This window comes from Methylocystis sp. Se48 (assembly GCF_056269425.1).
The window spans coordinates 411,285-437,500 of the sequence record NZ_CM149850.1; the positions used below are offsets into that span (position 1 = coordinate 411,285).

24 protein-coding genes and 1 tRNA gene are annotated in these 26,216 nt (G+C 65.1%); 14 read left to right on the forward strand and 11 right to left on the reverse strand.

Annotation, left to right across the window (positions count from 1 at the left end; translation table 11 throughout):
• The first annotated feature begins 16 nt into the window (after nucleotides 1–16).
• The 5 genes from ACV959_RS02045 (at nucleotide 17) to tnpC (ending at nucleotide 4,727) form a co-directional block, all read left to right on the forward strand.
• Entirely contained in the window at nucleotides 17–1,498 is a 1,482-nt protein-coding gene (locus ACV959_RS02045; RefSeq protein WP_475739735.1) for a hydrogenase large subunit, read from the forward strand.
• Nucleotides 1,499–1,512: 14 nt separating this feature from the next.
• On the forward strand, nucleotides 1,513–2,037 hold the full coding sequence (locus ACV959_RS02050) for an NADH-quinone oxidoreductase subunit B family protein (protein ID WP_475738272.1): 525 nt from the start codon (nucleotides 1,513–1,515) through the stop codon (nucleotides 2,035–2,037).
• A gap of 282 nt (nucleotides 2,038–2,319) precedes the next feature.
• The gene (gene tnpA, locus ACV959_RS02055; protein ID WP_475736305.1) at nucleotides 2,320–2,772 is read left to right on the forward strand and encodes an IS66-like element accessory protein TnpA; all 453 of its coding nucleotides are present in this window, start codon (nucleotides 2,320–2,322) and stop codon (nucleotides 2,770–2,772) included.
• Entirely contained in the window at nucleotides 2,769–3,125 is a 357-nt protein-coding gene (tnpB, locus tag ACV959_RS02060; protein ID WP_475736306.1) for an IS66 family insertion sequence element accessory protein TnpB, read from the forward strand. The genes tnpA and tnpB overlap by 4 nt, the downstream gene beginning before the upstream one ends.
• 69 nt (nucleotides 3,126–3,194) lie before the next feature.
• Nucleotides 3,195–4,727, forward strand: a complete 1,533-nt coding sequence (gene tnpC, locus ACV959_RS02065) for an IS66 family transposase (protein WP_475736307.1) — start codon at nucleotides 3,195–3,197, stop codon at nucleotides 4,725–4,727.
• Between the two features lie 248 nt (nucleotides 4,728–4,975).
• Here tnpC and ACV959_RS02070 read toward each other — a convergent pair whose 3' ends face one another.
• The 8 genes from ACV959_RS02070 to ACV959_RS02105 form a co-directional block, all read right to left on the reverse strand.
• Nucleotides 4,976–6,796: a hypothetical protein gene (locus ACV959_RS02070; RefSeq protein ID WP_475738273.1), complete on the reverse strand. Its 1,821-nt coding sequence runs from the start codon at nucleotides 6,794–6,796 to the stop codon at nucleotides 4,976–4,978.
• A 95-nt stretch (nucleotides 6,797–6,891) separates the two neighbouring features.
• Nucleotides 6,892–9,477: a TonB-dependent receptor gene (locus tag ACV959_RS02075; RefSeq protein ID WP_475738274.1), complete on the reverse strand. Its 2,586-nt coding sequence runs from the start codon at nucleotides 9,475–9,477 to the stop codon at nucleotides 6,892–6,894.
• Nucleotides 9,478–9,574: 97 nt separating this feature from the next.
• Nucleotides 9,575–10,591: an outer membrane protein gene (locus tag ACV959_RS02080; RefSeq protein ID WP_475738275.1), complete on the reverse strand. Its 1,017-nt coding sequence runs from the start codon at nucleotides 10,589–10,591 to the stop codon at nucleotides 9,575–9,577.
• Nucleotides 10,592–10,755: 164 nt separating this feature from the next.
• Nucleotides 10,756–11,157 carry a hypothetical protein gene (locus tag ACV959_RS02085; RefSeq protein WP_475738276.1) on the reverse strand — a complete coding sequence of 134 codons (402 nt, stop codon included), beginning with the start codon at nucleotides 11,155–11,157 and terminating at the stop codon, nucleotides 10,756–10,758.
• A gap of 135 nt (nucleotides 11,158–11,292) precedes the next feature.
• The gene (locus ACV959_RS02090; protein WP_475738277.1) at nucleotides 11,293–11,904 is read right to left on the reverse strand and encodes a MotA/TolQ/ExbB proton channel family protein; all 612 of its coding nucleotides are present in this window, start codon (nucleotides 11,902–11,904) and stop codon (nucleotides 11,293–11,295) included.
• Between the two features lie 37 nt (nucleotides 11,905–11,941).
• The gene (locus tag ACV959_RS02095; RefSeq protein ID WP_475738278.1) at nucleotides 11,942–12,679 is read right to left on the reverse strand and encodes an energy transducer TonB; all 738 of its coding nucleotides are present in this window, start codon (nucleotides 12,677–12,679) and stop codon (nucleotides 11,942–11,944) included.
• A gap of 669 nt (nucleotides 12,680–13,348) precedes the next feature.
• The gene (locus ACV959_RS02100) at nucleotides 13,349–13,615 is read right to left on the reverse strand and encodes a hypothetical protein (protein WP_475738279.1); all 267 of its coding nucleotides are present in this window, start codon (nucleotides 13,613–13,615) and stop codon (nucleotides 13,349–13,351) included.
• Nucleotides 13,616–13,763: 148 nt separating this feature from the next.
• Nucleotides 13,764–14,855, reverse strand: a complete 1,092-nt coding sequence (locus ACV959_RS02105; protein WP_475738280.1) for a fatty acid desaturase — start codon at nucleotides 14,853–14,855, stop codon at nucleotides 13,764–13,766.
• Nucleotides 14,856–15,803: 948 nt separating this feature from the next.
• Here ACV959_RS02105 and ACV959_RS02110 point away from each other — a divergent pair.
• From ACV959_RS02110 to ACV959_RS02125, 4 genes are all read left to right on the forward strand, one after another.
• Entirely contained in the window at nucleotides 15,804–16,757 is a 954-nt protein-coding gene (locus ACV959_RS02110; RefSeq protein ID WP_475738281.1) for a choice-of-anchor Q domain-containing protein, read from the forward strand.
• Nucleotides 16,758–16,974: 217 nt separating this feature from the next.
• A complete protein-coding gene (locus tag ACV959_RS02115; RefSeq protein ID WP_475738282.1) occupies nucleotides 16,975–17,427 on the forward strand; it encodes a helix-turn-helix domain-containing protein in 453 nt (150 codons plus the stop codon).
• Nucleotides 17,428–17,901: 474 nt separating this feature from the next.
• Nucleotides 17,902–18,330 carry a universal stress protein gene (locus ACV959_RS02120; RefSeq protein ID WP_475738283.1) on the forward strand — a complete coding sequence of 143 codons (429 nt, stop codon included), beginning with the start codon at nucleotides 17,902–17,904 and terminating at the stop codon, nucleotides 18,328–18,330.
• Nucleotides 18,331–18,376: 46 nt separating this feature from the next.
• On the forward strand, nucleotides 18,377–18,709 hold the full coding sequence (locus tag ACV959_RS02125) for a c-type cytochrome (protein WP_475738284.1): 333 nt from the start codon (nucleotides 18,377–18,379) through the stop codon (nucleotides 18,707–18,709).
• 22 nt (nucleotides 18,710–18,731) lie between these two features.
• Here the strand turns inward: ACV959_RS02125 and ACV959_RS02130 are convergent, their stop codons facing one another.
• Nucleotides 18,732–18,983, reverse strand: coding sequence for a con-10 family general stress protein (locus tag ACV959_RS02130; RefSeq protein WP_475738285.1), 252 nt, complete (start codon nucleotides 18,981–18,983; stop codon nucleotides 18,732–18,734).
• A 322-nt stretch (nucleotides 18,984–19,305) separates the two neighbouring features.
• Here ACV959_RS02130 and scpA point away from each other — a divergent pair, with 322 nt between their 5' ends.
• Together scpA and ACV959_RS02140 are read left to right on the forward strand one after the other, a co-directional pair.
• A complete protein-coding gene (gene scpA / locus ACV959_RS02135) occupies nucleotides 19,306–21,468 on the forward strand; it encodes a methylmalonyl-CoA mutase (RefSeq protein ID WP_475738286.1) in 2,163 nt (720 codons plus the stop codon).
• A gap of 88 nt (nucleotides 21,469–21,556) precedes the next feature.
• Nucleotides 21,557–22,237, forward strand: coding sequence for a sulfate transporter family protein (locus tag ACV959_RS02140; protein WP_475738287.1), 681 nt, complete (start codon nucleotides 21,557–21,559; stop codon nucleotides 22,235–22,237).
• Nucleotides 22,238–22,253: 16 nt separating this feature from the next.
• Here the strand turns inward: ACV959_RS02140 and ACV959_RS02145 are convergent, their stop codons facing one another.
• A complete protein-coding gene (locus ACV959_RS02145; protein ID WP_475738288.1) occupies nucleotides 22,254–23,261 on the reverse strand; it encodes a complex I NDUFA9 subunit family protein in 1,008 nt (335 codons plus the stop codon).
• 195 nt (nucleotides 23,262–23,456) lie between these two features.
• On the opposite strand from ACV959_RS02145, the gene ACV959_RS02150 reads away from it, so the two are divergent.
• The 3 genes from ACV959_RS02150 (at nucleotide 23,457) to ACV959_RS02160 (ending at nucleotide 24,934) form a co-directional block, all read left to right on the forward strand.
• Nucleotides 23,457–23,541 (forward strand) — tRNA-Leu (locus tag ACV959_RS02150).
• 282 nt (nucleotides 23,542–23,823) lie between these two features.
• A complete protein-coding gene (locus ACV959_RS02155; protein ID WP_475738289.1) occupies nucleotides 23,824–24,654 on the forward strand; it encodes an ArsA-related P-loop ATPase in 831 nt (276 codons plus the stop codon).
• A gap of 13 nt (nucleotides 24,655–24,667) precedes the next feature.
• Nucleotides 24,668–24,934 carry a hypothetical protein gene (locus ACV959_RS02160; RefSeq protein WP_475738290.1) on the forward strand — a complete coding sequence of 89 codons (267 nt, stop codon included), beginning with the start codon at nucleotides 24,668–24,670 and terminating at the stop codon, nucleotides 24,932–24,934.
• A gap of 354 nt (nucleotides 24,935–25,288) precedes the next feature.
• On the opposite strand, the gene ACV959_RS02165 is transcribed toward ACV959_RS02160, so the two are convergent.
• Nucleotides 25,289–26,098, reverse strand: a complete 810-nt coding sequence (locus tag ACV959_RS02165; RefSeq protein ID WP_475738291.1) for a lytic murein transglycosylase — start codon at nucleotides 26,096–26,098, stop codon at nucleotides 25,289–25,291.
• Nucleotides 26,099–26,216 lie beyond the last annotated feature (118 nt).

Genomic DNA, 26,216 nt, shown 5'->3' on the forward strand with positions numbered 1-26,216 from the left:
ACAGCAGATTTCAGACATGCCGGAGCCGGCGTCGCGACCATGGCCGCGCGAAACCGTCGATGAATTCGAATGGCGGCGCGCGGCCGAGGCGCTGGCGAAAGGGCGTTGCGACCTGCTGAGCCTCTGGAGCGACGGCGCCGGCGTGTTGCTGGCGATTTTCGACACGGAAGAAAAGAACGTCCGAATTCTTTCCCTGGCCTGCGAAAGCGGCGTCTATCCGTCGATCGGGCGCCATCATCCGCCCGCGCTGCGATTGGAGCGCGCGATTCGCGATCTCTACGGCCTCGAGGCCGATGGCGCGCCGGACCGGCGCGGCTGGCTCGATCACGGCCGTTGGGGCCTGCGTCATCCGCTCGGCGCGGGAACCGCGCTCGAAACGACGAGCGATCCCTATCGGTTTCTGCCCGCCGAGGGCGAGCCGCTGCATCAAATCCCCGTCGGCCCCGTCCATGCCGGAATCATCGAACCGGGGCATTTCCGTTTTTCCGCGAATGGCGAAACTGTCGTGCGTCTGGAGGAGCGGCTCGGCTTCGTGCACAAGGGGATCGACCGTCTCATGGCGGGCGCGTCGATCGATCGGGGCGCGGCGCTCGCCGCCCGCGTGTCCGGCGACAGCACGGTCGCCTACAGCCTCGCCTTTGCGCGGGCGGTCGAGGCGGCGCTTGGAATCGAGCCGCCGCCGCGCGCGGTCTATCTCAGGGCGCTGATGGCGGAGCTCGAACGGCTCGCCAATCACATCGGCGACATCGGCGCCATCTGCAACGACGCGGCTTTCTCGCTGATGCACGCCCATTGCGGCGTGGCGCGCGAGCGCGTCCTGCGGGCCTCGCAGGCCTGTTTCGGCCACCGGCTGATGATGGACCGGATCCGTCCCGGCGGCGTCAGCGTCGATCTCGACGCTGCGGGGGTCGCGCAACTCGTCGCGCTGGTTGAATCGTTGAAGGCGCTGACGCCGCGTTTCATCGCGCTCTATGGCGACACCACCTCGCTTCAGGACCGCACGGTGGCGACGGGCGTGCTGAGCTGCGAGCTCGCGCGACAATATGCGGCCGGCGGCTTTGTCGGCCGCGCCTCGGGTCGCCGTTTTGACGCGCGCCGGACGATCGGCTACGCGCCCTATGCGTCGCTCTCCTTCGATCTCGGCGCCTCGATCGACGGCGACGTCGATGCGCGCGTCTGGGTGCGCTTCGACGAAGTGAAATCCTCGCTGCAGATCATCGAGCAAATTCTCGACTTGCTGCCGCACGGAGCGATCGCCAGCGACCTCCATGCTGTCGAGGGCGTGGGCGGCGAGGGAGCGGCGATCGTCGAAGGGTTTCGCGGCGACGTCTTCGCGTGGCTGAGGATTGCGGGCGGCGTGATCCGAAGCGCGCATCTGCGCGATCCGTCCTGGTTTCAGTGGCCGCTGCTCGAAGCGGCCATCAAGGGAAACATCGTCGCGGATTTTCCCCTCTGCAACAAATCGTTCAATTGCTCCTACGCGGGGCATGATCTCTAGCGAGCGGCTCGACGATGCGACAGTTTCTTTTCCAGGGCCTGTTTCGCCCGCCGCTGACGGAAGCCCCGCCGAAGGCGGACGATCAGACGCTCGCCGAACTCGGGCGGACGCTGGCGGGAGCTGCGCGGCGCAAGCTTGGACGCAGCCTCGCGATCCGCGAGGTCGACGCCGGCTCCTGCAACGGCTGCGAACTGGAAATCCATGCGCTGAGCAACGCCTTTTACGATCTCGAGAGATTCGGGCTGCGTTTCGTCGCCTCGCCCCGTCACGCCGACGTGCTGATGGTCACGGGGCCGGTCACGAAGAACATGCGCGAGGCGCTCGAGCGGACATATGCGGCGACGCCTGATCCCAAATGGGTGGTCGCGGTCGGCGACTGCGCGTTCGACGGCGGCGTATTCGCGGGGAGCTACGCCTGCGTGGGCGCGGTGTCCGAGGTCGTTCCGGTCGACCTCCACATCCGCGGCTGCCCTCCGGACCCCATGGCGCTTCTCAGGGGCCTGATCTCCCTGGTCGAAGAGACCTCGCCGCGCCGGTGAGGGGCGCGGTCGTTTCGCCCGCCGCCGACCGACCGGCCGACGCGCCGCAATGGGTTCGAGCTGGGTCGCAAACAGCGAATTGACGCCGCCGCCCGCCGTGTAATCATAGACATGCGCCGAGGCGACGAGCTGTCGCTGCGGATGGACGGGAAGATGGGCGAGGAATTGGCTGAGGCCGCCGCTGAGCTCAACCCGCCAAGAATGATGGTAAGCGCTGTTCTGCTCGCACCTGTTTTGAATGAGTTGGGGCGACGATAATCGGAGCGAAAGGGGCTCCGACACATGTCGATTTCAGAGCGTAAGCATATGTCGGAGCCTGAAGCAGCTCCGATGCGGCGGATCGAGGTTTTCACGGGCGCGGGACGCCGGAGAACGTGGGGCTCCGATCAGAAGGCGGCGATCGTCGCTGAGAGCTTTGCGGAGGACGCGAGCGTTTGTGAAGTGGCGCGGCGGCACGGTCTGACGGCGCAGCAGCTTTTTACGTGGCGTCGTCAGGCGCGCAAAGAGACCGAGGCTCGCGCGGACGCAGGCGCGCCGCCATTGTTTGTTCCGGCAATCATGCAAGGGCCTGCGCCCGCGCCGCCGGCGAAGCGCAAACGCCGCGCCGTCGACCAGGAAATTGGTTCGACGCCGACGATCGAACTTGAAATTGACGGCGTTACGGTTCGGGTCGGACGCGGCGCGCAAGCGAAGACCATCGCTGCGGTGATCCGGGCGTTGAAAGTCGCCAAATGATCGGCCCGACGGGCGCGGTGCGCGTGATGGTGGCGACGAAGCCTGTCGACTTCCGCAAGGGCGCAGAGGGTCTCGCGGCGCTGGTGCGCGAGACGATGCAGTGCGATCCCTTCGACGGCGCGATCTACGTCTTTCGCGCGAAACGGACGGACCGCATCAAGCTGGTCTTCTGGGACGGCACGGGCGTGTGCCTCTTCGCCAAGCGGCTGGAGGATGGCGAGTTCCGCTGGCCGAAGATCGAAGACGGGGTGATGCGGTTGTCGGCGGCGCAATTTTCGGCGCTGCTGGAGGGGCTGGACTGGCGGCGCGTCCACAGCGTGAAGGAGACGCCGGCGCCGGCCTTGGCGGGATGATCTGCGACACAATGAATCAGGGCGTCGAAGAGCGTCGAAAGACCGCAGAAAATATGGTCTTCTGTGTCTATGGCGCAGGCGGTCGAGACGCTTCCCGACGATCCGAATGAACTGAAGGCGATGCTCCTCGCCGAGCGGGCGCGCAACGAGCGCCTCGTTCAGATCATCAAGGAGATGCAGCGTCATCGCTTCGGACGGCGCGCAGAGACGCTTCCCGATGACCAGATGCTGCTGGCGCTCGAAGAGGTCGAGCAGACGGAAGCCGGCGCAGCGGCGGAGGGGGAAGCCAAGTCCGCCGCCGAACGCGAGAAGGCGTCCAGAAAGCGCCGCACGAACCGAGGCGCGCTGCCGGCGCATCTGCCGCGCATCGAGACCGTCGTCGATGTCGAGGACTACGCCTGCCCCTGCTGCAAGGGACTGCTGCACAAGATCGGCGAAGACGTCTCCGAGCGGCTCGACATCGTCCCGGCGCAGTTCCGGGTGCTGGTGACGCGGCGTCCCAAATACGCCTGCCGCGCCTGCGAGGGCGCAATCGTGCAGGCGCCGGCCCCGCCGCGGCTGATCGAGGGTGGACTGCCGACCGAGGCGGCAATCGCCCATGTGCTCGTCTCCAAATATGCCGATCACTTGCCGCTTTATCGCCAGGCGCAGATCTACGCCCGACAGGGGATCGCCCTCGACCGTTCGACGCTCGCCGACTGGGTTGGCCGCGCCGCCTGGCATTTGCGGCCCGTTCATGAGCGGCTTCTGGAACACATCCGGTCGTCGACGAAAATCTTCGCCGACGAGACGACGGCGCCGGTGCTCGACCCCGGGCGGGGCCGCACGAAAACCGGCCAACTTTGGGCCTATGCCCGCGACGACCGGCCATGGGGCGGCGCCGATCCGCCGATCGCCGTCTATGTCTATGCGCAAAACCGAAAGTCCGAGCAGCCGCTCGCGCATCTCGCTGGCTTCACGGGCGTCGTGCAGGTCGACGGTTACGCTGGCTATCGCGCGCTGGCGCACAAGAACAGCGTGGCGCTGGCCTTCTGCTGGTCCCATGTCCGCCGGCGCTTTTACGAACTCGCCGCGGCAGGTCCTGCGCCGATCGCCAGCGAGGCGCTCGAACGCATCGGCGCGCTCTACGCCATCGAGAGCGACGTCCGCGCGCAGAACCCGGATGACCGGCGCGCGGCGCGACAGGAGAAATCCCGCCCGATCCTCGACGCCCTCGAGCCATGGCTGCGTGAAAAGCTCGCGCTGATCAGCCAGAAGACCAGGCTCGCCGAGGCGATCCGCTACGCGCTCTCGCGTTGGGACGGCCTGGCGCGCTTCATCGACGACGGGCGCATCGAGATCGACTCCAACATCGTCGAGCGCGCCATCCGCCCCATTGCCCTCAATCGCAAGAACGCGCTTTTCGCGGGCTCAGACGGCGGCGCAGAGAATTGGGCGATCGTCGCCTCGCTCATCGAGACCTGCAAGCTCAATGGCGTCGATCCGCAGGCCTATTTGGCCGACGTTCTCGTGAAGATCATCAATGGCCATCTCGCGAGCAAACTCGACGAGCTCATGCCCTGGGCCTACGCGCAGCCGGTCGCTCTCGAAGACGTGGCCTGATAACAGCGGTTACGAATGATGGGCGGCGTCGCTCCCTGCGCGCGAAAGACGTTGATCCGCGCCGGCATGCCGGCCGCAGCCGATAATCAATCTCCGCGCAGAAAGGCCAAGGCCGCGCCCGGGGTCGGATCGGGCTCGGTCCTGCCGAAATGAACGACGGCGCGCGGCCTCGGTACCGCGCGCCGTTGTCGAAGCCCTCGAGCGGGCGGCGGGAAACCCAAGGAAGTCCCCCCGCCCGCCGATCGTCGTCAGGGGACGATGTCGGTCGCCGGGTCGAGGCTGGCGACGCCCGAGAGGCCGATCTCGAAATCCGCCGTCCGGTCGCCGTTCACGTCGCCCGACAGCACGCCGGCGGCGAAGCGAAGCTGGCCGGGGGCGCCGCTGAAGGGGCTCGCGCCAATGAAGGTGAACGGCTGATCTCCTGCGAGCGCCGTATTGGCGTCGATGCGCGAGAGGTTGATGCGGTCGACGCGCGTCGTGAAGTCGGTGATTACGTCGCGGTTCGCTCCGACGACCGAGTCAGCGAGGCGAGAGAACATGAAGGTGTCGACGCCGCCGAGGCCGGTCATCGTGTCCTTGCCGAGGCCGCCTTCGATCACATTCGGCCCGTTGTTGCCGCTCAGCGTGTCGTTGAAGTTGGAGCCGGTGAGATTTTCGATCCCCGTCAGGAGATCCAGTCCGGCGCCGACCGTGTTCTGCCGCGTCGTGAGGGCGAGGTTCACGACCACGCCGGCGGGCGCGCGCGAATAGGACGCCGTGTCGACGCCCAGGCCGCCGTCGATCGTGTCGTTGCCCGGCCCGCCCTCGATGATGTTCCCGCCGGCGTTCCCGGTCAGCGTGTCGTTGAAGGACGAGCCGATCAAAGCCTCCATCGAGTTCAGCGTGTCCACGCCCGCGCCCACCGTGTTCTGGGGCGCGGTCACGGCGAGAGAAACCGTGACGCCCGCGGTCGCATTCTCATAGGAAGCCGTGTCGAAACCGGCCGCCCCGTCGATGACGTCGTCGCCGGGGCCGCCCTCGATGACATTGGCCGAGGCGTTGCCGGTCAGCGTGTCGTTGAAGGAAGAGCCTCTCAGATTTTCGATTTGCGTCAGCGTGTCCACGCCCGCGCCGAGGGTGTTCTGCGGCGTTGCGAGCGCGAGGTTGACGACGACGCGGGAGGGCGCGGTTTGATAGGACGCCGTGTCGATTCCCGCTGCGCCGTTGATGGAGTCATTTCCGAGGCCGCCCTCGATGACGTTGGCCAGGGCGTTTCCGGTCAGCGCGTCGTCGAAGCGCGAACCGATGAGGTTCTCGATCTGGATGAGCGTGTCGACGCCCGCGCCGAGCGTGTTCTGCGGCGTTGCGAGCGCGAGATTGACCACGACCCGCGAGGTCGCGCGCGCATAGGAGGCCGCGTCGATTCCTGGGCCGCCGTTGACGCTGTTCTTTCCGCGTCCGGCCTCGATCGTGTCGTCGCCGGCGCCGCCGGCGATGATGTCGTCCTGCGCGGTGCCGACGATAATGTTGTTTCCGGTCGAGCCGTTGAGATGGATCGTGTCGGTTCCGCCCACTTCTCCGAGGCCCGGGTAGGTATAGGGCCCCCAGACCGCGCCATAGGGGATCATGTCGGTCTTGAAGACCCAGCCGGAGGCGTCGAAATTCGAGTTGCCGGCCACGAGATTGACCGTGATGTCCTGATCGCCCCAGGCGCCGTAGATTCCGAGGTTGTTCGGCAGAAGGCCGGGGCCGAACTGCGACGAGGAGAAGATCGCCTGGCCCGGCATTTCCATGAGCATGTAGTTGAAGGCGAGGATCTCCATGTTGCGGATCGTCGCCGTCGAAAAGTTGAAATTGTCGGCGGGGAAATCGATCCCCGACATGGTTTTCGTCACCCACAGCGTGTCGGTCCCGCCCGCGCCGTCATAGGTGTCGCCGGGAATGTAGGCGCGCCGGTTGACGATGAAATTGTCCGCCCCTGCGGTCCCCACAAGCGGATCGACATTGGGCGTCGCGTAATAGTCCGCCGCAAGAGCCGTCCCGGCCGAGAACGACAATGCAGTCATCGAGAAAATCGCCGCAATTTTCATAGCCTGCCTCCCTTTCGGGGTCTGGAGTGACGCATTGCGATCCGCCGGCGCATTGAGCTTTTTCGTTGAAGGGGATCGCTGCGGTCTCATCGTCGTCAGAACTTCACAGTCAGTCCGGCGACGAAGTTTCTCCCCATCCCCGGAACCGGGCTGGGAAGGGGGAAGGAGCTCAGGCCCGTATTCGTCCAGGCCTTGTATCCGGTGATATAGAAGCCGCCGAGCGCGGGATAGTAAAGCGAATTCGCGATGTTCTCGACCGCGAAGTCGAGCCGGTAATTCGACCATTCGTAGCTCGAGCGGAAATTCAGCAACGCATAGGCCGGAGTCTGTAGCTCGTTGCGCTGAACCGAGACGTGGGTCTTGGCGCCGACGATCTGAAGTTCGAGCGCGCTCGACAGTCCGCCGAGCTTGTGTTCGACGCCGAGCCGCGTGTTGATCGGCATGATGTTGTAGAGACCGTCGCCTTTCCTCTGCGCGTTGGTGATGAGATAGCAGAGCTGGTCGGCGTAGACTGAGGCGAGCGTGGGCGGATTGGCGGAGGCGAAGAAGTTGCAGCTGCGCGGGTCGCCGGTGTCGAGGTTTCGGCCGTAAGTGTAGCTGGCGAGCGCCGTGCCATAGACGCGGCCCCAGTCCGGATCGTCCAGAAGCTTCATGCGGCCGGAGAAATCGACGCCCCAGATGATGGCGTCATGGTTCCTGAACTGAAGCTCCTGGAAGACGTAGGGGCCCGGCAGCGCAGGGCCCGTGAAGGCGAAGCTGCCGACGCGGTTCGCGTCTATGTAGTCCTGGATGAAGGAGTAATAGGGCGCGATACGCGCTTCCCATTCCTTCTTCGGATCGCGCCAGGAGCCCGTGACGGAGAACGTATGCGCAATCTCGGGAACGAGATCGAGATTGCCGACATAGCCGTTGGCGTCGCCGAACTGGTTGATCATCGCCGCCGTCATTGTTCCGACGCCCCAAGCGTAGCGCTCGTAGAGATTGGGCGACCGCGTCTTGCGGGAGTAACCCGCCTCATATAGCGAATTCTCATTCGGCTTGTATCGAACCTGCGCCGTGACGTCGAAATTGATGTCGGTGCGGCGATGGTTGCGCGCGTTGAACTGTTGCGCCGCGACTGCGTCGGGATTGAGCATGACCCCCTTGATCCAGAAGTCGCCGATCCGCATCGGCATGATCGTGGGGTTGTTGGGATCATAGGCCGCCGCCTCGCCGGCGTTGCTGAAGACGATGTCGTTGCGCAGGCCGACGAGCGTCGACCACTCCGGCGTCCATTTGGCTTCCCATTCCGCGAAATGGCCGAGGCGGTTGCGTATGCCGTTGCGGATGTTCCACTGCGTGTACGGCGTCATCATCAACATGGTCATGTCGGTGATGGTCGGATCGGGAAACATGAAGGTGGTGTTGTCCCGCGCCGTCATGATCCCGCCGCCAGGAATGGGCTCCCACCAGTCGTTGAGTTTGAATCCGTGAAACTCGCTTCCGATGCGGAACAGATGATCGTCCGTGACGGGGTGATCCAGTTTCAGCGAATAGCCGTAGTTGATGCCGAAGGTGGCCATCGGCATGTAGTCGGGCTGCTTGTCGCCCAGGAATCCCATGACGTGGGAGGTGTTGTGCCAATAGAGGCGCGCGTCGAGGAAGCCCCAGTTCGTCGGTCCCTGATATTTGCCTTCCACCTGATAGCCGCGGTTCGCGGTCATATCCATGCGCTGGTTGGCGAAGCCCTGATAGGGGATATTGGAAATCGCGCCACGCAGCGACAGCAGATGGCCGTCGTTCTGATAGGCGATGGTTCCCTGGTGATTTTCCGAAATGAAATTGGTCGAGAGAATTTTGGCGTCGTTTCCGCCGGCGCGGTAGTTCGTCGCGCGCGACCAGGAGCCGTTGTAGAGAAAGGCGAAGCGATCCGTCGCCATGTTGACGACCGCCGAGGCGCCGATCCCGGTGTTGTTTGAGCGGAAGTAGTTCGACGTTTCGCCGGTGACCAGCACCCCTTCCCCCGGGCCGAGGCGGATCGCGCCCGGCGCGAAGAATGGCCCCGCAGCCGGCGGCGCGCCCTCGGTCTGCGGCCGCGAGGGGGCGCCGGGCGCGGCCGGCGCCGCGGGAGACGCGCTGCGGAAAACCGGCGAGCGCGGTTCGGCGATGATCGTGCCGCCGATGGAGTCGCCGCCCTTGCTGACGGGAACGACGCCGGAATAGACCTCGAGCTTTCCGACGCTGCTGGAGTCGCCATAGGAGAGCGGCGGATTCATGTGGTTGGCGCAGGCGGAGGTGATGCTCACGCCGCCGGTCAGAATCTTGATGCGGTCGTCCGCCATGCCGTGCAGCACCGGCAGGCGCGAGACGCCGCCCGCTTCATACATGCTGACGCCGGGGGTACGCTCGAGCAGTTTCGTCGTATCCGCCGAGGCCGGCCGCTCCATGTCGATCCGCGTCGCGTCGACGACGCTGGCTTCCTGCGGCGCGGGCGCGGGCGCGGGCGCCGGAGGCGGCGGCGCGGGCTGCGGGGCGGGCGCCTCCACGGGCGCGATCGTTTGCCGGACAGGCCGGGCTGGCGCGGCGTGTCGCACGCGCGTCGCCGCGATGGTGATGTCGGGGAGCGCCTGCTGCGCGGAGGCGGAAGACGCGCAAACGAGCGCAAGGACGCTGGCGCTGCGGGCGAACATTCTGCGGGACATACCCACTCCCCGGATTACGCTTTGCCTACGAGGAAGGTTCGCCGTCCGGCGCGAGGCCGGAGGGCGAACCGATCGCATTTGCCTGAGGGGAGGCCGGTCAGTATTTGGCGATGACCGGCGCCGAGCCCCAGTTGAAGTGGTAGTTGACGCCGGCGCGGGCGATCACCCCGTCGAAGCGCACGCGCGTCGACGGGAAGTAGATCTGCGCGTCTGGAACGGCGCGGGCCATCTGCGCCGGCGCGTTGGACGCCGCCGCGACGGAAGCGCCGTTCAGCGTGAGCGAGCCGAGGTCGTAGTAATAGGCCTCGGCCTTGACGCTCCAGTTGGGCATGAACATCCACTCGAGGCCGCCGCCGGCATTCCAGCCGACGAGCGTCGTCGAGGTGTGGCCGGAGCCGAAGGCGACCTGCGTGTAGGGGAATGTGATCATGCCGCCGTAGCAGGCGTCCGTCGGCGTGCCGCACCAGTTCGAGACCGAGGCGTAATTCGCATTCGCCCAGGCGCCGCCGTAGGTCAGGCCGCCCGTGGCGTAGACGAGCAGCGTCGGCGTGAACAGATAGCCGATGCGGCCGCGCACCGTGCCGAACCAGTCAAGGCCGGCCTGGATCGTGCCGCCGCCGACAGTGTTGCGGGTGCCGTGCGGCATCAGCATCATGCGACCCATCGAATAGAGGTCTTGGCCGACGCCGGCGTAGCTGCCCGAGCCGCGGATCGCCGAGCCCTGCATGTCGGCTTCGAGGCCGATCACGACATTGGAGCCCCACTGATAGTTGTAACCGATCTGGCCGCCGCCGATGAAGCCGTTCGGGCTGAGGCTGGCCGTGCCGCTATTGGCCATCATGAGCCCGCCGTAGCCGGCGACGAGCAGGGGCGGCCAGCCTGGCTGGTTGAAGTAGCTCGTATAGAACTGGTCGTAGGCGTTGCCGATGGTCGTGGCGTTGGTGCCCGTGCCGAAACCATAGCCCGCGTTGAGACCGGCGTAGAAGCCCGTCCACATTGGAGGCGGCGGCGGAACGATGGCCGGCGGCGGCGCCTTTCTCGATGGCAGATCAGCGGCGGCGGCCGAACCGGCCGCAACCGCGAGCGCGAGCAGGGAGATCGTTATGCGCTTCATTTTGCAAGTCTTTCTCGTATCTCAAGATACAGGGAGGGGCCGCGCGGGAGCGCGGCTATCCCGGTCATGGGAGGATCTCAGAAGTCCAGTCCCCGTGACGTGGGATGGCGTTTCGGCGCGCGGACGGGGAAGAGATTCGCGTCAGGCGCCGCGAGCGGGGAAGATCAGGCGCGCGGAGGCGCTGTCGACGACCAGGCGCTTTTCCAGCCTGAGAGCGCGATGCCCGAAGGCGGGGCGTCATTGTAAGGACAGCGCGCGTCTTCTTCAGGCGTCAGGATCGCGATAAGTTTGGCGGCGCCGGAGAGCGCGGCGGCGTCAGCGGTTTGGTCCGGGCAGAAGGCGCAGCACTGCGTCTGATGATGCCCGTCTTGGACCGGCTGATCATGGTCCGAGACCTTCTCGCAGATGACGCGCGACGCGTCTTCGTCTGCCGCCTGCGCAATTGCGGCGGTCGTCTCCGACGACGTCCGGTGCAGCGTCGCCCCGGCGAAAGACTGCAGTGCGAGCAGGCAAATTACCGCGCAGGCGAATATCGCCTGCGCAAGGGGATTTCTGCTCGTCCGCATCGTCGACATGGCGTCATGGTAACGTCAACGCGCGTTAAAACGCAATGCGACCAGAGATGTCCGCAGAATTGATTAGAATTCTGTGGCGCAAAAGACACATGCTTGACAATCGTCATGAAATTCCCGCGGCGCCGCTCAGTCGGCCGTTTCGGCCGACGCGACAAGCTCCGCTTTGACGTAAAGCGCGATGTCGTCGCCGACGCGCGAAAAAGCCGCGCCGATGCGATTGTAGCCGATCGCCGCCGGAATCGCGGCGGCCAGACCATAGGCGGTCGCGGCCAGCGCCTCGGCGATGCCCGGCGCGACGACGGCGAGGCTCGTGTCCTGCGTCTGAGCGATTCCCGAAAAGCTCGACATGATGCCCCACACCGTGCCGAACAGGCCGACGAAGGGGCCGACCGAGGAGACGATCGCGAGGCTGGCGAGGCCGCCGCGCGCCGATGACATGAACTCGCCGGTCGCCCGGTTCAACTGCTCGAGCATGCGCCTTCTTTTCTGCTTGCCGGTTTCGCCGGGCAGGGTGACGCGCCGCGCCATCTCCCCTTCCTGGGCGATCGGCCACAAGACCCCGACTGGCCCGCCGGCGCGCGCGGACTCCAGCGCCTTGGAAATGCGCAGGACGACGAACACGCCGTCAATGATGAGAACCCAGGTCCAGACCGAGGCGAGGACGAGGATGGCCATGACGGCTTTGCTCACCGGCCCCGCGCTCAGGAACATCTCGGTTGGCGACAATGAAACATGCATTGGGCGGCCTCGTTTGACGGTTGGCGAGTCGCGTCGCTCATTCGAATGTGATGCGCTGGCTCGCGAAGACCGAGCCGCAACTGCTCAGCCCGCGGGACGAAGCGACAATGCGGCGCGCCAGCGCGGCGTGCGCCGGCGTCGAACCGGAGGCGGAGACTCCCGATATGCCGCCGCCGACGTTAACGTAGAAGGTGACGAAGGCCGTGCCGGGACCGAGGCTTGTCGAGCCGGGCATGTGCCGCCGCATCGAGGCCGCGACGCTCGCGAGGCAGGTCGCCTGCGAGGCGCCCGCGCCCGTCCCGCGGCCGCCCGGCAATCCGGCGCGCCGCCCGGCTTGGCCCTCGCGGCGCTCGCCGCCTTTCGCGGCGGACTCGTTGCGTTCGCTCTTCTGCTCCGTCTTCTTTGCTTTTTCGGCGGCTTCCGGCTTCGCCGGAAGCGTAGGCGTCTCCGGCTCCATCACCAGCGGCGGCGGCAGCGCGAAAGCCGCGTCCTGCCGAACCTCGGGAACGATGGCCGCCTCCGCGTCGCCGCCGTCATTCGCCTCGATCGCCTCCGCGTCGATGAAGTCGCCCTCCCGGACCAGTTCCGCGTCGATCGCGCCGAGCGCGGCGAACTCCGGACGAACCCAGGTCATGAAGGCGGCAAAGAAACACAGATGCGCGAGGACCACGACGGCCGCCGAGGACGGTTGGAGCCAGCGCGGGCGGAGAGGCGGGCGTTGATCTTCGCACTCCTGCCGGCCCTTCGTCCCCGGGCGCAATACGAAATCTGTCATGCGGCGGCTCTTCGAAAAGGGATGTCGTTGTGGCGAGGCCCGGCTTCCGGCGAAGGCTCGGGAAGCGGAGACCGCGCATTCGATGGCGCAATCGCGAGGGGGCGATGGGCCCCCGGAATGGCTCGGGGCCGCGTCGCGCGCCGGCGCGGCCGGCGTGCGCCTCTCGCGCGCGGTGTTAGGCGAAAAGAGCCGGCGGCGGCCGCGGGGCCCGCGCGGGATCGCCTGTCGCCGTGACGATCGGGCGTCGCGCGACGGCGAATGGCGTCTGACGAAAGACGGCCGGGCGGTCGACCGTCGCCAATCGGAACGCGACAGCGGGCGCGCCGACCGAGGCGTCGTTCAGGACGCAGCATTGGGTCGGATCGTGCCGGGAGTGGGGCGCCGCAGGCGCGTCGGCGCTTCCGCCGGAGTCATGGCGCGCGAGGCATGCGCCGGCTGCCGCATCCTCGCCGATCGCCGGCGCCGCGTCCGCGACCGCGGAGAGCAAGAACTGCGCGAAAATCAGGAGAGCGAGGACCGCGGCGAGACGCGTCGCTTTGAAAAAAGGCGATATGCCGATTTGCCTCACAGCCGCCACTCTGATTTCAGGGGCTAAGGCTAGGTTCGAAACCGAAACGGGTCAAGACGCGCAGGAAGGGCGGCTGGCCGAATGCGTCGGTTGGCTGCGCGTCAGCCGGTGATCTGATAAACGTAATTGGGCGTAACGCCATGCTTGCGGGCGATTTCGGCGACCGGCACCCCGCGCTTGCGTTCGGCCGCGATCGTCTTCCGGAAGGCGATGAGTTCCTTTCCTCTTCTGCGCGAATTTTTCTTCGCCGCAGGACGCGCGGCGCCGGCGCGGCTGGTCCTGGGCTTCTCCTCCGCCGCTGCGAGCAGTTTTTGCGCAATGGCGACGATCTTGCGCAGTTCGGCGATTTCACGAGCGGAAAGGGACATTGGATCTCACTGATGAGCGATCGCCTGCATGGCCGAGAGGATTTCGACGCGTCGGCGGAAAAAAAATCGGTAGACGCCGCCAGAACCCCTTTTTCAAGAAAGCGCTGGGTCGGTCCGCGCGGCGTCTCTTGCGTCTCCTGGACTCGGCTCAGGCGCGCGCCGCCTCGTCAAGGGCGGTCAGAACCGCGCGCATCGCCTCGCGATTCTCCAGTTCTTCATAGGCGTAGCCGCATTCCTGCATGGCCTTCCGGGTCGCATCGCGCATCTTGCTCAGATTGCGCCGGGCCATCGTCGGAAACATGTGATGTTCGATCTGGCTGTTGAGCCCGCCGGTGAGCCAGTCGAGGAGCTTGGAGCTCGGCGTGTTACGCGTCGAACGCGCCTGCCGGTCATAGAAGCCTTTCGCCTGCGTGGCGTCATAGATCTCCATGCCGGTGTGGTTGAGCACGAAGACGCCCGCAAGAATGAACCCGCCGAGCAGCTGCGCGGCGGCAAACCACGCCCAGCCGGTCCAGGCCGGACCCGGCGTCAGGAAACCGGCGAGCGTCAGCCCCAAAACCCAATGGGCGACGCACAGCGCGCCCTCCAGCGGCTTGCCGCGCCGGAAGGCAGTGTCGATGCTCTGCCAGCTCCAGTTGAAACGCGCGAGCGAGAGAAGCGGGAAAAACAGCGGCACCTGAAAGCGCGGCATCACCAGCGCCATGAGCTTTTCCCAGCCCGACTTTCTGGACTTGTCGTTGTAATCGACGAGCGCCTTGTCCCACACGATCCACGGCACCGAGTCGATGTCGCCGTCGATCGGCGTGAGGACGCCGTCCTCCGACATGCGGCATCCATTGGGGAAGGAGTGGTGCAGTTCGTGCTTTTCGACCCACCAGGCCGAGCCGAAGCCCTGGAACAGCGAGACGAGGCCGAGCATGAACCGCGGCTTGGCGTCATCGCGGGGGCCCCATTGATTATGGGCGACGTCATGGCCGAGATAGGCGGTGCGGGGATAGTGCACGGCGAGCGCAAGGGCGCCGGCCGCGGCGGCTGCGCCGCCCTGCGACAGCAGGGCGAAGGCGAAGGCGGGAACGGCGACGAGTTCGACGCCGCGCAGCGCCTGCTCCCAGAGCGGAACGTGAAAATATCCCTTCTCGCGCGCCAAGGTCTTCAGCGCGGCCATGCGCTGCGCCAGCCCTCTTGCATCCGGTTCCCCCAGTTCCCGATGGCCGGAAGCCTGTCCGATAACGTCGCTCAATGTTTCCCCGCAGCGCCTGATTTGGCTTATCTTTCGTTGTGCCGCGGAAGTTCAATCGGCTATGCCTTCGCCCTTGTCAAACGCCTTCTCGGGAAAAAATTGAACGCAATGCGCGTCCAGTTCGGTCCCAAGTTGCACTATCCTTAGGAATTTGCTTGCCCTTCAGAAAATCTCGCGTCGAAAGGGCGCCGGTCGGCGGCGCGCGTCCGGACGTCGGGCGCGCTCGGCTTTCGCGACATTCGTGCGGGAAACGATGGTCGGCGTTTCCGTTTTTGCGTCGCACGGGCGGTTTCATCGAAAGCGCACGCGGCGTCGGGACGACAAATCAATTTCCACAAGTTGTGAACTTATTCGGGCGTCCGGCGCGGCCTTGAAATCCGCCGATGACGCAGTTCGCGCAGAATGCGTGGCTCGTCGATTGTGCGATCGCGAAAAGGGACGATCCGGCGGATGGCTTTCGAAGCTCCCGCGTCGCCTGTCGCGCCGACGCGCCGCGATCGCCTTGGACGGCGGCGCCTGCGACGGATTGTCGCGACCGCCGTTCCGATTGCGCGGCCGTCGCCAGCCTTCTTTCCCTTGGCCGATATTAGCCAAGATGAAGATGTCGACTCGGGTAATTGCATAACAGTTTAATAACGCAGTCAGCGGTTGCTTAGGCCGCCTTCGCTAAAGGAAAGCCGTGGCGCGCAAGCGTCCTCGCCCCGTCAAATCTGCCGATTTTGAGGTAGTCAGATGCGTCTTTCCGTGGCTGTTTCCACTTTACTCGTAGTCTCGTCAGCTGCTCTGGCGCGGCCGCCCAAGAAAACGCCAGCTCCGCCCGCAACGCCTCAAACTTACTATATATCGACTGCTGGAACCGACGCTTCGGGGTGCGGATCCACGACGTCGCCTTGCCGGACGATCGGCTACGCGGCGGCGCGCGCGATCCCGGGAGACACCTGGGTCGTCATGAACGGAACCTATGGACCGCCGGCGTCCTGCACCGATCCCAACAACAGCATGTACGTTACGATCAATTCCGCCGGCTCGTCGTCGGCTCCGATCACGCTGAAGGCGCAGAACAAATGGGGCGCCGTTCTCGACGCCCAGATGAGGTGTCATTCGGTGATCAACTTCGGATCCAACTCCGCCTGGTGGGTAATCAAGGATTTCGACATCACCGGCGGCTATTCCGGCGGCGTCTGGTCTAACAGCAACGGCGGCAGGAACATCAAGATCGTCGGCAACCACATCCACCACATCGGAAACCGGCCAAATACGACGAGCATCGGCGAAGTCGGCGTCTACACAGACGCAGGCGCGATCATGTGGATCGACGGCAACGTGATCAACGACGTCGGCCGCACGGACGACACAGGTTCCGCTTATTCCAACTCATACGATCACGGAATTTACAGCCACGGTGCGATGACCATCGTCAACAATGTGTTCTATCGCGCCCTCTGGGGATGGCACATTCAGACGGCGTCGAGCTTCTCGGGCTTGATCGCGAACAATACGTTCGTAGGGCCGAACATGTATCCGCGCGCGGCCAAGGCGGGTTCGATCATGCTCTGGGACGTCGCGGGCGGCTCCATCGACATTCGCAACAACATCTTCTCGCGCCCGATCGGCCCCGCCGTCGCCAGTTACGCCTTCGGCCCGCGCGGCTGCTATCTCGACCACAATCTGACGGATGCGAGCGCAGTTTACGACAATGGCGCGTCCTGCAGCGTGAGCGGCAACGCCGTAGCGACCGATCCCGCGCTGAGAAACGCCTCGCTGTCGTCGCCCGACGTTCATCTGCAGGCGGGAAGCCCGGCGATCGACGCCGGCGCCGTCGTCGCACAGGCGCCCGCCGACATGGACGGCGTCGGCCGGCCGCAACGCGCCGCCTATGATCTCGGGGCGGCGGAATACTGACGTCGCGCGCGCATGCGCGCCGCGAGGGAGCCGCGCGGGCGAGGGCATTGGCCGCTCGTCCGCGCGGCTTTCTTCTTTTGCCATTAAGATGCCATTAAGATGGTTCGTTGGCCATTCGTCGTCCTTGCGCCGCGGGACGCGCGATGTATCAATTGAGCGCCGCGCGCCTCATGGCGTTTTTGCCGCGCAGCGTCTCACGCAAGCGATCGGGCGTCTCATGATCGACGACAAGGGATTTCCCGATACGATCGTGCAAGAGCACTATGTGACGTTCCAGCACGAATTCATCGAGTTCCTTGTGGCGCAACTCATCGATTTCCGGCAAGTGTTCAACGGCGATCTGGACGAGTTGCTGATCTTCACCTTCGTATCCCGCTACTATTTGCGAGAGGAGCGCGGCCGGCTCGCCGAGCGCGATCAGGACGGCCGCTGGCTCGCCGCGCCGACGACTTCGCGCATTGCGGAAATGACCGGCATTCCCAGAGAAACGGTGCGCCGCAAATTGCTGACGCTGCAATCGCGCGGCCTGCTCGAAAGGGGCGAACAAGACAAATGGCGCATTTCCGTCCGTGACGACCAGCCGATCATCCGCACCGTCTATGCGGAATTCTGGCGACGGGAAATGAGACGGCTCGTCAGGCTCGTGAGAGCGCTGAAGCCCTATGTCTGAGGAGGTTGCGGCTCCGAAAAGAAAATGGGCCGCCAAGGTTGGCGGCCCAAGTCTGGGAGGACGCCCAAGGAGGGCGACGCCAGCGAGGGGGGATCGCCAGCTCACGCCACATTTATTTGGCGCCGCCGTCGCGTCAATCCGGCGGCGCCCATAATGGGCGCAGAAGCTTGGCGATGGACAAAATGTCGCCCGGGCGTCCGCGAGACCGCCGAGAATGAACGAAATGACCAGCGAGAACGCGCCTGCCAAATTGAGCATGCGGCCCGCCAGGATATGAGCGCCCCGTCCGGGCGCGCGGCCGGTCGGCGAGGGCGGAAGTTGCAACGTTGGCGCGCAACATCCAATGCGGCATTATAGCCGACGAACGCTCGAACGATCGCGCGTGCGGCGACGCTCCTTGGCGTTCGCGCCCACGGGGCGAGCGTCGCGTGCAGGCGGCCGGCAAAGTTGAAAAAAGATGAGAGGGAGGCGGCGATGTACAAAAAAATTCTCGTGCCCGTGGATCTGGGCGAATCCGAAATGACGCAACTCGCTCTCGACGCGGCGGTCGCGCTCGCGAAGAGCGCGCCCGATGCGCAACTGCGGCTCGTCAACGTCCAGCCGCTCGTCCCAGTCGCCTTCATCGATTACATTCCGCCGAACTTCGACGAGGAAATGCGCGAGGCGGCGGAAAAGGATCTCGCCGCCATCGCCGACAAGATTGAGCTTCGCGGCGCGAAGCCGTCGACCATCGTCCGCTTTGGCGCCGTTTATCCGGAAGTTCTCGCGGAGGCGGAGGACTGGGGCGCGGATCTCATCGTCGTCGGCTCACACCGTCCGACCATGGCGACCTATCTCCTCGGCTCCAACGCCAAGACGATCGTGCGCCACGCCAAATGCTCGGTCCTCGTGGTGCGCAAATAGCTTATCGGCGTGACAGCGGGGGGCGCGGCTCTATAGAATTGGGCAAATGCTACGATTCGTGTCGCTCTGCGCCCTTCTCGCTTTCGCCGGCCCCGCGTTCGGCGCGCCCGCGTCGAAAGGTCTTCTATTGCGCGGACGCATCCTCGCCGAGCGAAACTGCGGCGGCTGCCATGCGGCGGGCTCCGCAGGCGCGAGCCCCAACCCCAAGTCGCCGCCGTTCCGTGAGCTTGCCCGCAGATACCCTTTAAGCAACCTGGAGGAAGCTTTGGGCGAAGGCATCGTCGTCGGCCATGAGGGCCTGGACATGCCGCAATTTCGCTTCAGCGCCGAACAGATCGACGCGCTGCTCGCTTATTTGGGGTCGATCCAGAAGCGGTGACTTCAGCGCGCCTGGCCGCAGCTCAATGACTGCGTTCGGCCTTGCCGCCCTTCACGCCCGCTTCCCGCGCGAGTTCGCGGTCGACTGAAAAAGACCGCTTCGAGCTATCGACATTTGCCCCGCCCTTGCGTCCGGCGTTGGCGGCGAGATCCCTGTTGACCGAAAAGCTTCGCTTTTCATCCGGAACCGATTTCCCGCCCTTGCTCGCGATTTCCCGCCGCCGTTCAGGGCTCATCGCTGCAAAGCCTCTTCGAAGCTTAGCCTTTTCGCCCATTTCTGCCCCCCCCAATAAAAAATAACTGTAAAGCCCCGTTCGCCCCTGAATTAAAAATTACCTTGATTGTCTTCAAAAAGTAAATTGAAAAATGTATTACTAAAGCTTGGGCGTTGACGTGAACTTGAGCATTATTTTGCAGAGACGATGGCCATCTATGTTTCGCAATGTCGCCGAAGCTACAATTTTTCCCAATTATTTCCTTTTCAAGTTATTGATTTTCGGCCTGGCGCGGGGGTCGCGCCGCGCGCGGCCGTCCGCCGCCTTTGCGCTGGCGGGGGCGGTGGTCTAAAACGCCTTGAAACCAAAGTCCGAGGAAGAAATGTCCGCGATCCCCGATTTCGCCAAAATCCCCTTCGCCGCCACGACCATTGCGCAAGACGCGCCCGCCCGCAGCTGGCTGACGCCCGAGGGGATCGAGGTGAAGAGCGCCTATGGTCCGTCGGACGTCGAGGGCCTTTCCTTCATCGACGGCTATCCGGGCGTCGCGCCTTTCGTGCGCGGGCCGTATTCGACCATGTATGTCGCCCAGCCCTGGACGATCCGCCAATACGCCGGTTTCTCGACCGCCGAAGACTCCAACGCTTTCTACCGCCGCAATCTCGCCGCCGGCCAGAAGGGCCTGTCCGTCGCCTTCGACCTCGCGACCCATCGAGGCTACGATTCGGACCATCCCCGCGTCATGGGCGACGTCGGCATGGCGGGCGTCGCGATCGACTCGATCTACGACATGCGCACGCTGTTCGACGGCATTCCGCTCGATCAGATGTCCGTCTCCATGACGATGAACGGCGCGGTGCTGCCCGTTCTCGCGCTCTTCATCGTCGCGGCGGAGGAGCAGGGCGTCTCGGCCGACAAACTCACCGGCACGATCCAGAACGATATTCTCAAAGAATTCATGGTGCGCAACACCTACATCTATCCGCCGGACCCCTCCATGCGGATCGTGTCGGACATTTTCGCCTACACCTCGAAGCATATGCCGAAGTTCAACTCGATCTCGATCTCCGGCTATCACATGCAGGAGGCGGGCGCCTCGGCCGATCTCGAACTCGGCTACACCCTCGCCGACGGCGTGGAATATGTGCGCGCCGGCGTCGCGGCGGGGCTCGACATCGACGCCTTCGCGCCGCGCCTCTCCTTCTTCTTCGCCATCGGCATGAATTTCTTCATGGAGGTCGCGAAGCTGCGCGCCGCGCGCCTGCTCTGGGCGCGGCTGATGAAGGATCTCGGGGCCAAGTCTGAAAAGAGCCTGACGCTGCGCACCCATTGCCAGACCTCCGGCTGGTCGCTCACCGCGCAGGACGTTTACGTGAACTCGATCCGCACCTGCGTCGAGGCGATGGCCGCCACTCAAGGCCACACGCAGTCGCTGCACACCAACGCGCTGGACGAAGCGCTCGCTTTGCCGACCGACTTCTCCGCGCGCATCGCCCGCAACACGCAGATTGTTCTCCAGCAGGAGAGCGGCACGACGCGCGTGATCGACCCCTGGGGCGGCTCCTATTATGTCGAGCGCCTCACCGCCGAACTCGCCAAGAAGGCCTGGGCGCATATTGAGGAGATCGAGAAGCTCGGGGGCATGGCGAAGGCCATTGCCGCGGGCGTGCCCAAGCAGCGCATCGAGGAGGCCGCCGCCAAGACGCAGGCGCGCATCGACAGCGGGACGCAGGTCGTCGTTGGCGTCAATAAATACCGCCCCGAAAACGACGCGAAGCCGAACGTTCTGAAGGTGGACAACGCCGCCGTGCGCGCCGCGCAGCTCGACAAGCTGAAGCGCCTGCGCGCCGAACGCGACGAGGCGGCGACGCAGGCCGCGCTCGACGCGCTGACCGAGGGCGCGACCTCCGGCGCCAATCTCCTCGACCTCGCCGTGAAGGCGGCGCGCGCCAAGGCGAGCGTCGGCGAAATCTCCTTCGCGCTGGAAAAGGTCTTCACGCGCCACAAGCCGAAGGCCAACGTGATTTCCGGCGTCTATGCGAAGGAAGCGGGCAAGGACAGCCAGCAGGTCGGCCGCGTCGTCGGCATGACCCGCGACTTCGAGGAAAACACCGGCCGCAAGCCGCGCATCCTCGTCGCCAAAATGGGCCAGGACGGCCACGACCGCGGCCAGAAGGTCATCGCCTCGGCTTTCGCCGATATGGGCTTCGACGTGGTGATCGGCGATCTCTTCGCGACGCCCGACGAAGTGGCGCAGAAGGCCAAGGAGGCCGACGTGCATATCGTCGGCGTCTCGACCATGACCGCCGGCCATCTGACGCTGACCCCGGAGCTGCGCGACGCGCTCGCGCGCGTCGGGCGCAGCGACATCATGATGGTCGTCGGCGGCGTTATTCCGCCGGACGATTTCCAGGCCCTCTATGATTTCGGCGCGGCTGCGATCTTCCCGCCCGGCACGAACATCCCGGCGGCGGCCGAGCAACTGCTGCACGAGTTGAACATCCGGCTCGGCTTCGCGCAGCGCGAGGTGGCGAAGGCGGGGTGAGCGCCGTCCGCGCCGCCCTCTTGCGCCGGCGCGGCCGCATCGCCATGTGACCAGCGGCCGCCGGGCGGGCGGTTGCAAGAGGTTGCGCATGACCGTCATGTTCGACGCCGCTCTGGCGGCGCTGCGAGAAATCGTCTCGCCGCCCTTCCGCAACGTCCTTCTCAAAAGCGTCGGGATGACCATTCTCTTCCTGGCGCTCGCTTGGGTCGGTCTCGACAGGCTCGCGCTCGCCTACATCGCGGTCGATCATCCCTGGCTGCAACTCGCGCTGACCTATGCGACAGGCGTGGGGCTGTTTCTTTTCCTCGCCTTCCTGCTCGGTCCGATTTCCGTGCTCGTGGCCGGACTGTTTCTCGACGATCTCGCCGACGTCGTGGAGGCGGATCTCTATCCGCCGGACCGGCGAGGCCGGGCGATTCCCGCCGCGCAGGCTATTCTGATGGGCGCCAAATTCGCCGCCGTCTCGGCGGGCGTGAATATTCTGGCGCTGTTTCTGCTGCTCGTGCCGGGGCTCAACGCGGCGGCGTTTCTGCTCGCCAACGCCTATCTGCTCGGGCGCGAATATTTCCTTTTCGCCGCGACGCGCTTCCGCTCGCTCGAGGAGGCGACGGCGCTCCGCCGCCGCTTTGCGCCGCAGATTTTCGTCGCGGGTCTGTTCATCGCCGCCTTTGTGGCGACGCCCGGGCTCAACGTGCTGACGCCGCTTTTCGGCGTCGCCTTCATGACGCGCATTCACAAAATGCTGTCGCCGGAGCGCCGGGGACGCTGACGTTCCGGCGCGCGCGTCACGCGCCGAGGCGTTGCGCCTGATACTGGCCGGTCTTGCGATAGCGATAGAGATAGGTGGGAACGATCGCCTCGATCGACTGCGGCTGAATGCCCAGTCCCTGAAGCGTGCGGCCCTCCTTGACCGCCGCGTCGCTCACGACATTGTCGTGCTTGAGCAGTTCGACCTGATCGGCCGTCATGCGCAGCATCGTCGGGAAGAGGCCGAGCGACAGTTTGGCGAGGAGCTGGGTGATCGCGGCGACGAGCTTGCCGGTCCCGAAGGAGAGCTGGACGATGCGGCGATCGCGTTCGGTGACCTTCAGGACATAATCGACGAGCGCCGCGAAGGTCTTCTTTTCCGGCCCGCCGAGTTCGTAGATCGCGCCGGCCTTTGCGCGGCCGGCGAGAGCGGCGGCGACCGCTTCCGCCACGTCGCCGACATAGACTGGCTGGAACGCCGTCTGCCCGCCGACGACCGGAATGACCGGGAAATAGCGAGCCATGGTGGCGAAGCGATTGAAGAATTCGTCCTCCACGCCGAAAATCACGGAGGGACGCAGGATGACGGCGCCGGGAATTGCGGCGAGAACCGCCGCCTCGCCCTCGGCTTTGCTGCGGCCATAGGCCGACGCCGAATTCGGGTCGGCGCCGATCGCCGACACATGCACGAAGGCGTCGATGCCGGCGACTTTGGCCGCTTCGGCGATCGTCCGCGCGCCTTCGGCCTGGACCTTCGCGAATTTCTGCGCGCCGCTCTCAGCTAGAATGCCGACGAGATTCACGACGGCGGAAGCGCCATGCAGCGCTGCGGCCACCGATTCGGGATGGCGGACATTGGCCTGCACAGCCATGACCTGACCGACGCGGCCCGCGGTCTGGAGATGAAAGGCGAGATCCGGGCGGCGGCAGGCGATTCGCACGCGCCAGCCGTCGCGCGCGAGCGCCCGCACGACATAGCGCCCGACGAAGCCTGATCCGCCGAAAACCGTCACCACGCGTCCCGCGCCCACGTTCACGCCGCTCATCGCTCTCTGCTCCGTTCCCGCGCCGGCAGGGCCGGCCAACATGCGTCGCCCGTGCTCTAGCGAAAAACCGCCGGGAAGGAAATGCGGCGCCGCCGCAATCGGGGCGACTTTTCGGGCTTTGCGCCTCTGGCGCGGCTTTTTCGCGCAGGGCGCATTGACAGACCCGCCGCGGCGCCCGTAAGAGAGCGCCCACGTGCCCAGGTGGCGGAATTGGTAGACGCGCTGGTTTCAGGTACCAGTGGTGAAAGCCGTGGAGGTTCGAGTCCTCTCCTGGGCACCAGTGCTTTGCCGGTTGGCGTTCGCCATATATCGACAGATTCCCCATTTTCTGACAGACTTCCTGTCTCGGCGTCCGCGGCCGATCGCTTTTGCGCGCGAGCCGCCGCGGCAGAAGGGAACGCCTTATGACGCGCCCGGCCTTGCCGATCCCAAATGGACGGAAAATGAGTTGATCGGGTTCAACCTCTAACATCCCATCCTCATCAACCGGCGCTATCGTCGCGACGCGGCAAGCCTCTCCGATCTCGTTGATGACATCGCCGCCGAAGGCCATGGGCTGGTCATGCTGATGGGCAAGGGCGGCGTCGGCAAGACGACGCTGGCGGCGGCGGTCGCCGTCGAGCTGGCGCGGCGTGGGCTTCCGGTTCACCTCACCACGTCCGATCCCGCCGCGCATCTGGCCGAGACGCTGCACGGCTCCATGGCGCATCTGACGGTCAGCCGTATCGACCCGCACGCCGAAACGGGGCGCTACCGGCAGGAGGTGCTGCGGACGAAAGGCGCACACCTCGACGCGCAAGGGCGCGCCCTGCTCGAAGAGGATTTGCGTTCGCCCTGCACCGAGGAGATCGCCGTCTTCCAAGCCTTCTCCCGCATCATCCGCGAGGCGGGCGAAAAATTCGTGGTCATGGACACCGCGCCGACCGGCCACACCCTGTTGCTGTTGGACGCGACGGGGGCCTATCACCGCGAAGTCGCGCGGATGCTGGACGCCAGGGGCGCGCATTACACGACGCCGATGATGCAGCTTCAGGATCCCAAGCGGACCAAAGTGCTGCTCGTCACCTTGGCAGAAACGACGCCCGTCCTCGAAGCCGCCAGCCTGCAAGCCGATTTGCGGCGCGCCGGGATCGAGCCATGGGCATGGGTCGTCAATAACAGCGTCGCGGCGGCGCGCCCGCGCTCGCCCCTCTTACGCAAGCGCGCCCAAAACGAGCTGGCGGAAGTGGAAAAGGTCGCGACGACTCATGCCGGCCGCTATGCCGTCGTGCCGCTGCTTGAGGAAGAGCCCGTCGGCGTCGAGCGTCTCCTCAAACTGGCCGCCCCGGTTAGGGATGAACCGCCAATGGCGCCTTTTGGGAAGCCATTCGCGCGGAACGCCCTGACCTTGTAAAGGGGTTCAACCCTTGGGAGCGGAGTTCGACCCCGCGCGGCTGCGCGCGATGCTCAACGAGGCTGGAATCGAGCAGACCGAGGTCGTCGCGGAAGCCGGAAGCCACCCGCTCAATTCTCCCGAGGATTGGCGGCTGATCGCCACGGGCGGCGGCTATCGCGGTACGATCGCCCAGCTTGGCGGCGCGACGTTGGCTTGGGTTCGCGCGAAAAATCTCACGGTCTTGGATGAATGCGAGACGATCGCAACCAGCGTTCTCTACAGCGTGACCGTCAAATAGGGGCGATAGCCGCATTACGAATTGTATGAAGGTCAGGAAATGGCGCCTGACGTGGAGATCGTTCCTGCTGGAGACGTCGAAAGGGCTCCAAGCGTCAGATTTTATCCACTGGCTGCGGCAGCCGGCCGGGTCGACGGGCGGACGTTTCACGCAACCGACAAGATGGCATATTTGTTGGCATAAAAATTCTCTGCACCAATAAAATAATTGATAATCAATTATTTAATAGCATGTTTCGATGCCGTTTCTGTCCCGTCCCTCAGAGCGCTCGCCGTGGCTGGCCACGCGGGACGATCGCCCTTGCGGGTTTTTCATTTCGCCTGCGACGAGGGACGCCGCCGCGCGCCATGCGATCTACTGCGAAAGCTTCGTCGCGAATAATGCGAGAGTCTTCGCGTAGACTCGCGCCTGATTCCATTCCAGCAGAACCGGAAAATTGGGTTCGTTTTCCTCCCACCCCGCCCTGGCGCGCCAGCCCTTGCCTCTCAGATAGTTCGCCGTAGAAGCCAATGCGTCGGGAACGGAACGCGCCAAATCGCGTCGTCCGTCGCCGTCGAAATCGACCGCATAGGCGAGGTAGGAGGAGGGCATGAATTGGGTCTGCCCGATCTCGCCGGCCCAGTCTCCGCGCATTTGCGCGGCAGGGACGTCGCCGCGCGCGACCATTTTCAGCGCGTCCTTCAGCTCCTGCGCGAAGTGCGCCGAGCGGCGGCAGTCGTAGGCGAGCGTCGCGAGCGACTGCATGATTCGAAAACGCCCGTTGTCGGCGCCGAAGCCGGTCTCGAGCCCCCAGATCGCGACGAGAACGGGCCCCGGCACGCCATAGCGTTCCTCGATCTGGCGCAGCAGCGCCGCATGGCGCTGGAGCAGCGATTTGCCCCGCGCGAGCCGCGACGGCGTGACGAGCCGCCCGGCGAAGCTATCGAAACTCAGCCGAAAGACCTTTTGTCCGCGGTCCCGGGAAATAATGGCCGGATCGTAGACGACGCCGGCGAAAGCCGTCTCGATCGTCCGCCGAGAGATCCCCTCCGCGGCCGCTTCCTGCTTGAAGTCGTCGAGCCAGGCCTCGAAGCCGCCGGGACCGTCGCCGCAGGGCGCGGCGCCGGCGCTGGCGGCCGAGATCAGCAAGGTGAGCGCGGCAGTCGGAAGCCGGCGGGCGTTCATCGGGCGTCTCCGGAAATTGCATTCGGACGAGCAGCCTAGCTTTGCGCCGGCGCGCGCCGCAAGCGGTGGGCGTCATTCAAAATGTCACAATTATTCCGATCTATTGCGCGTTGCGGCG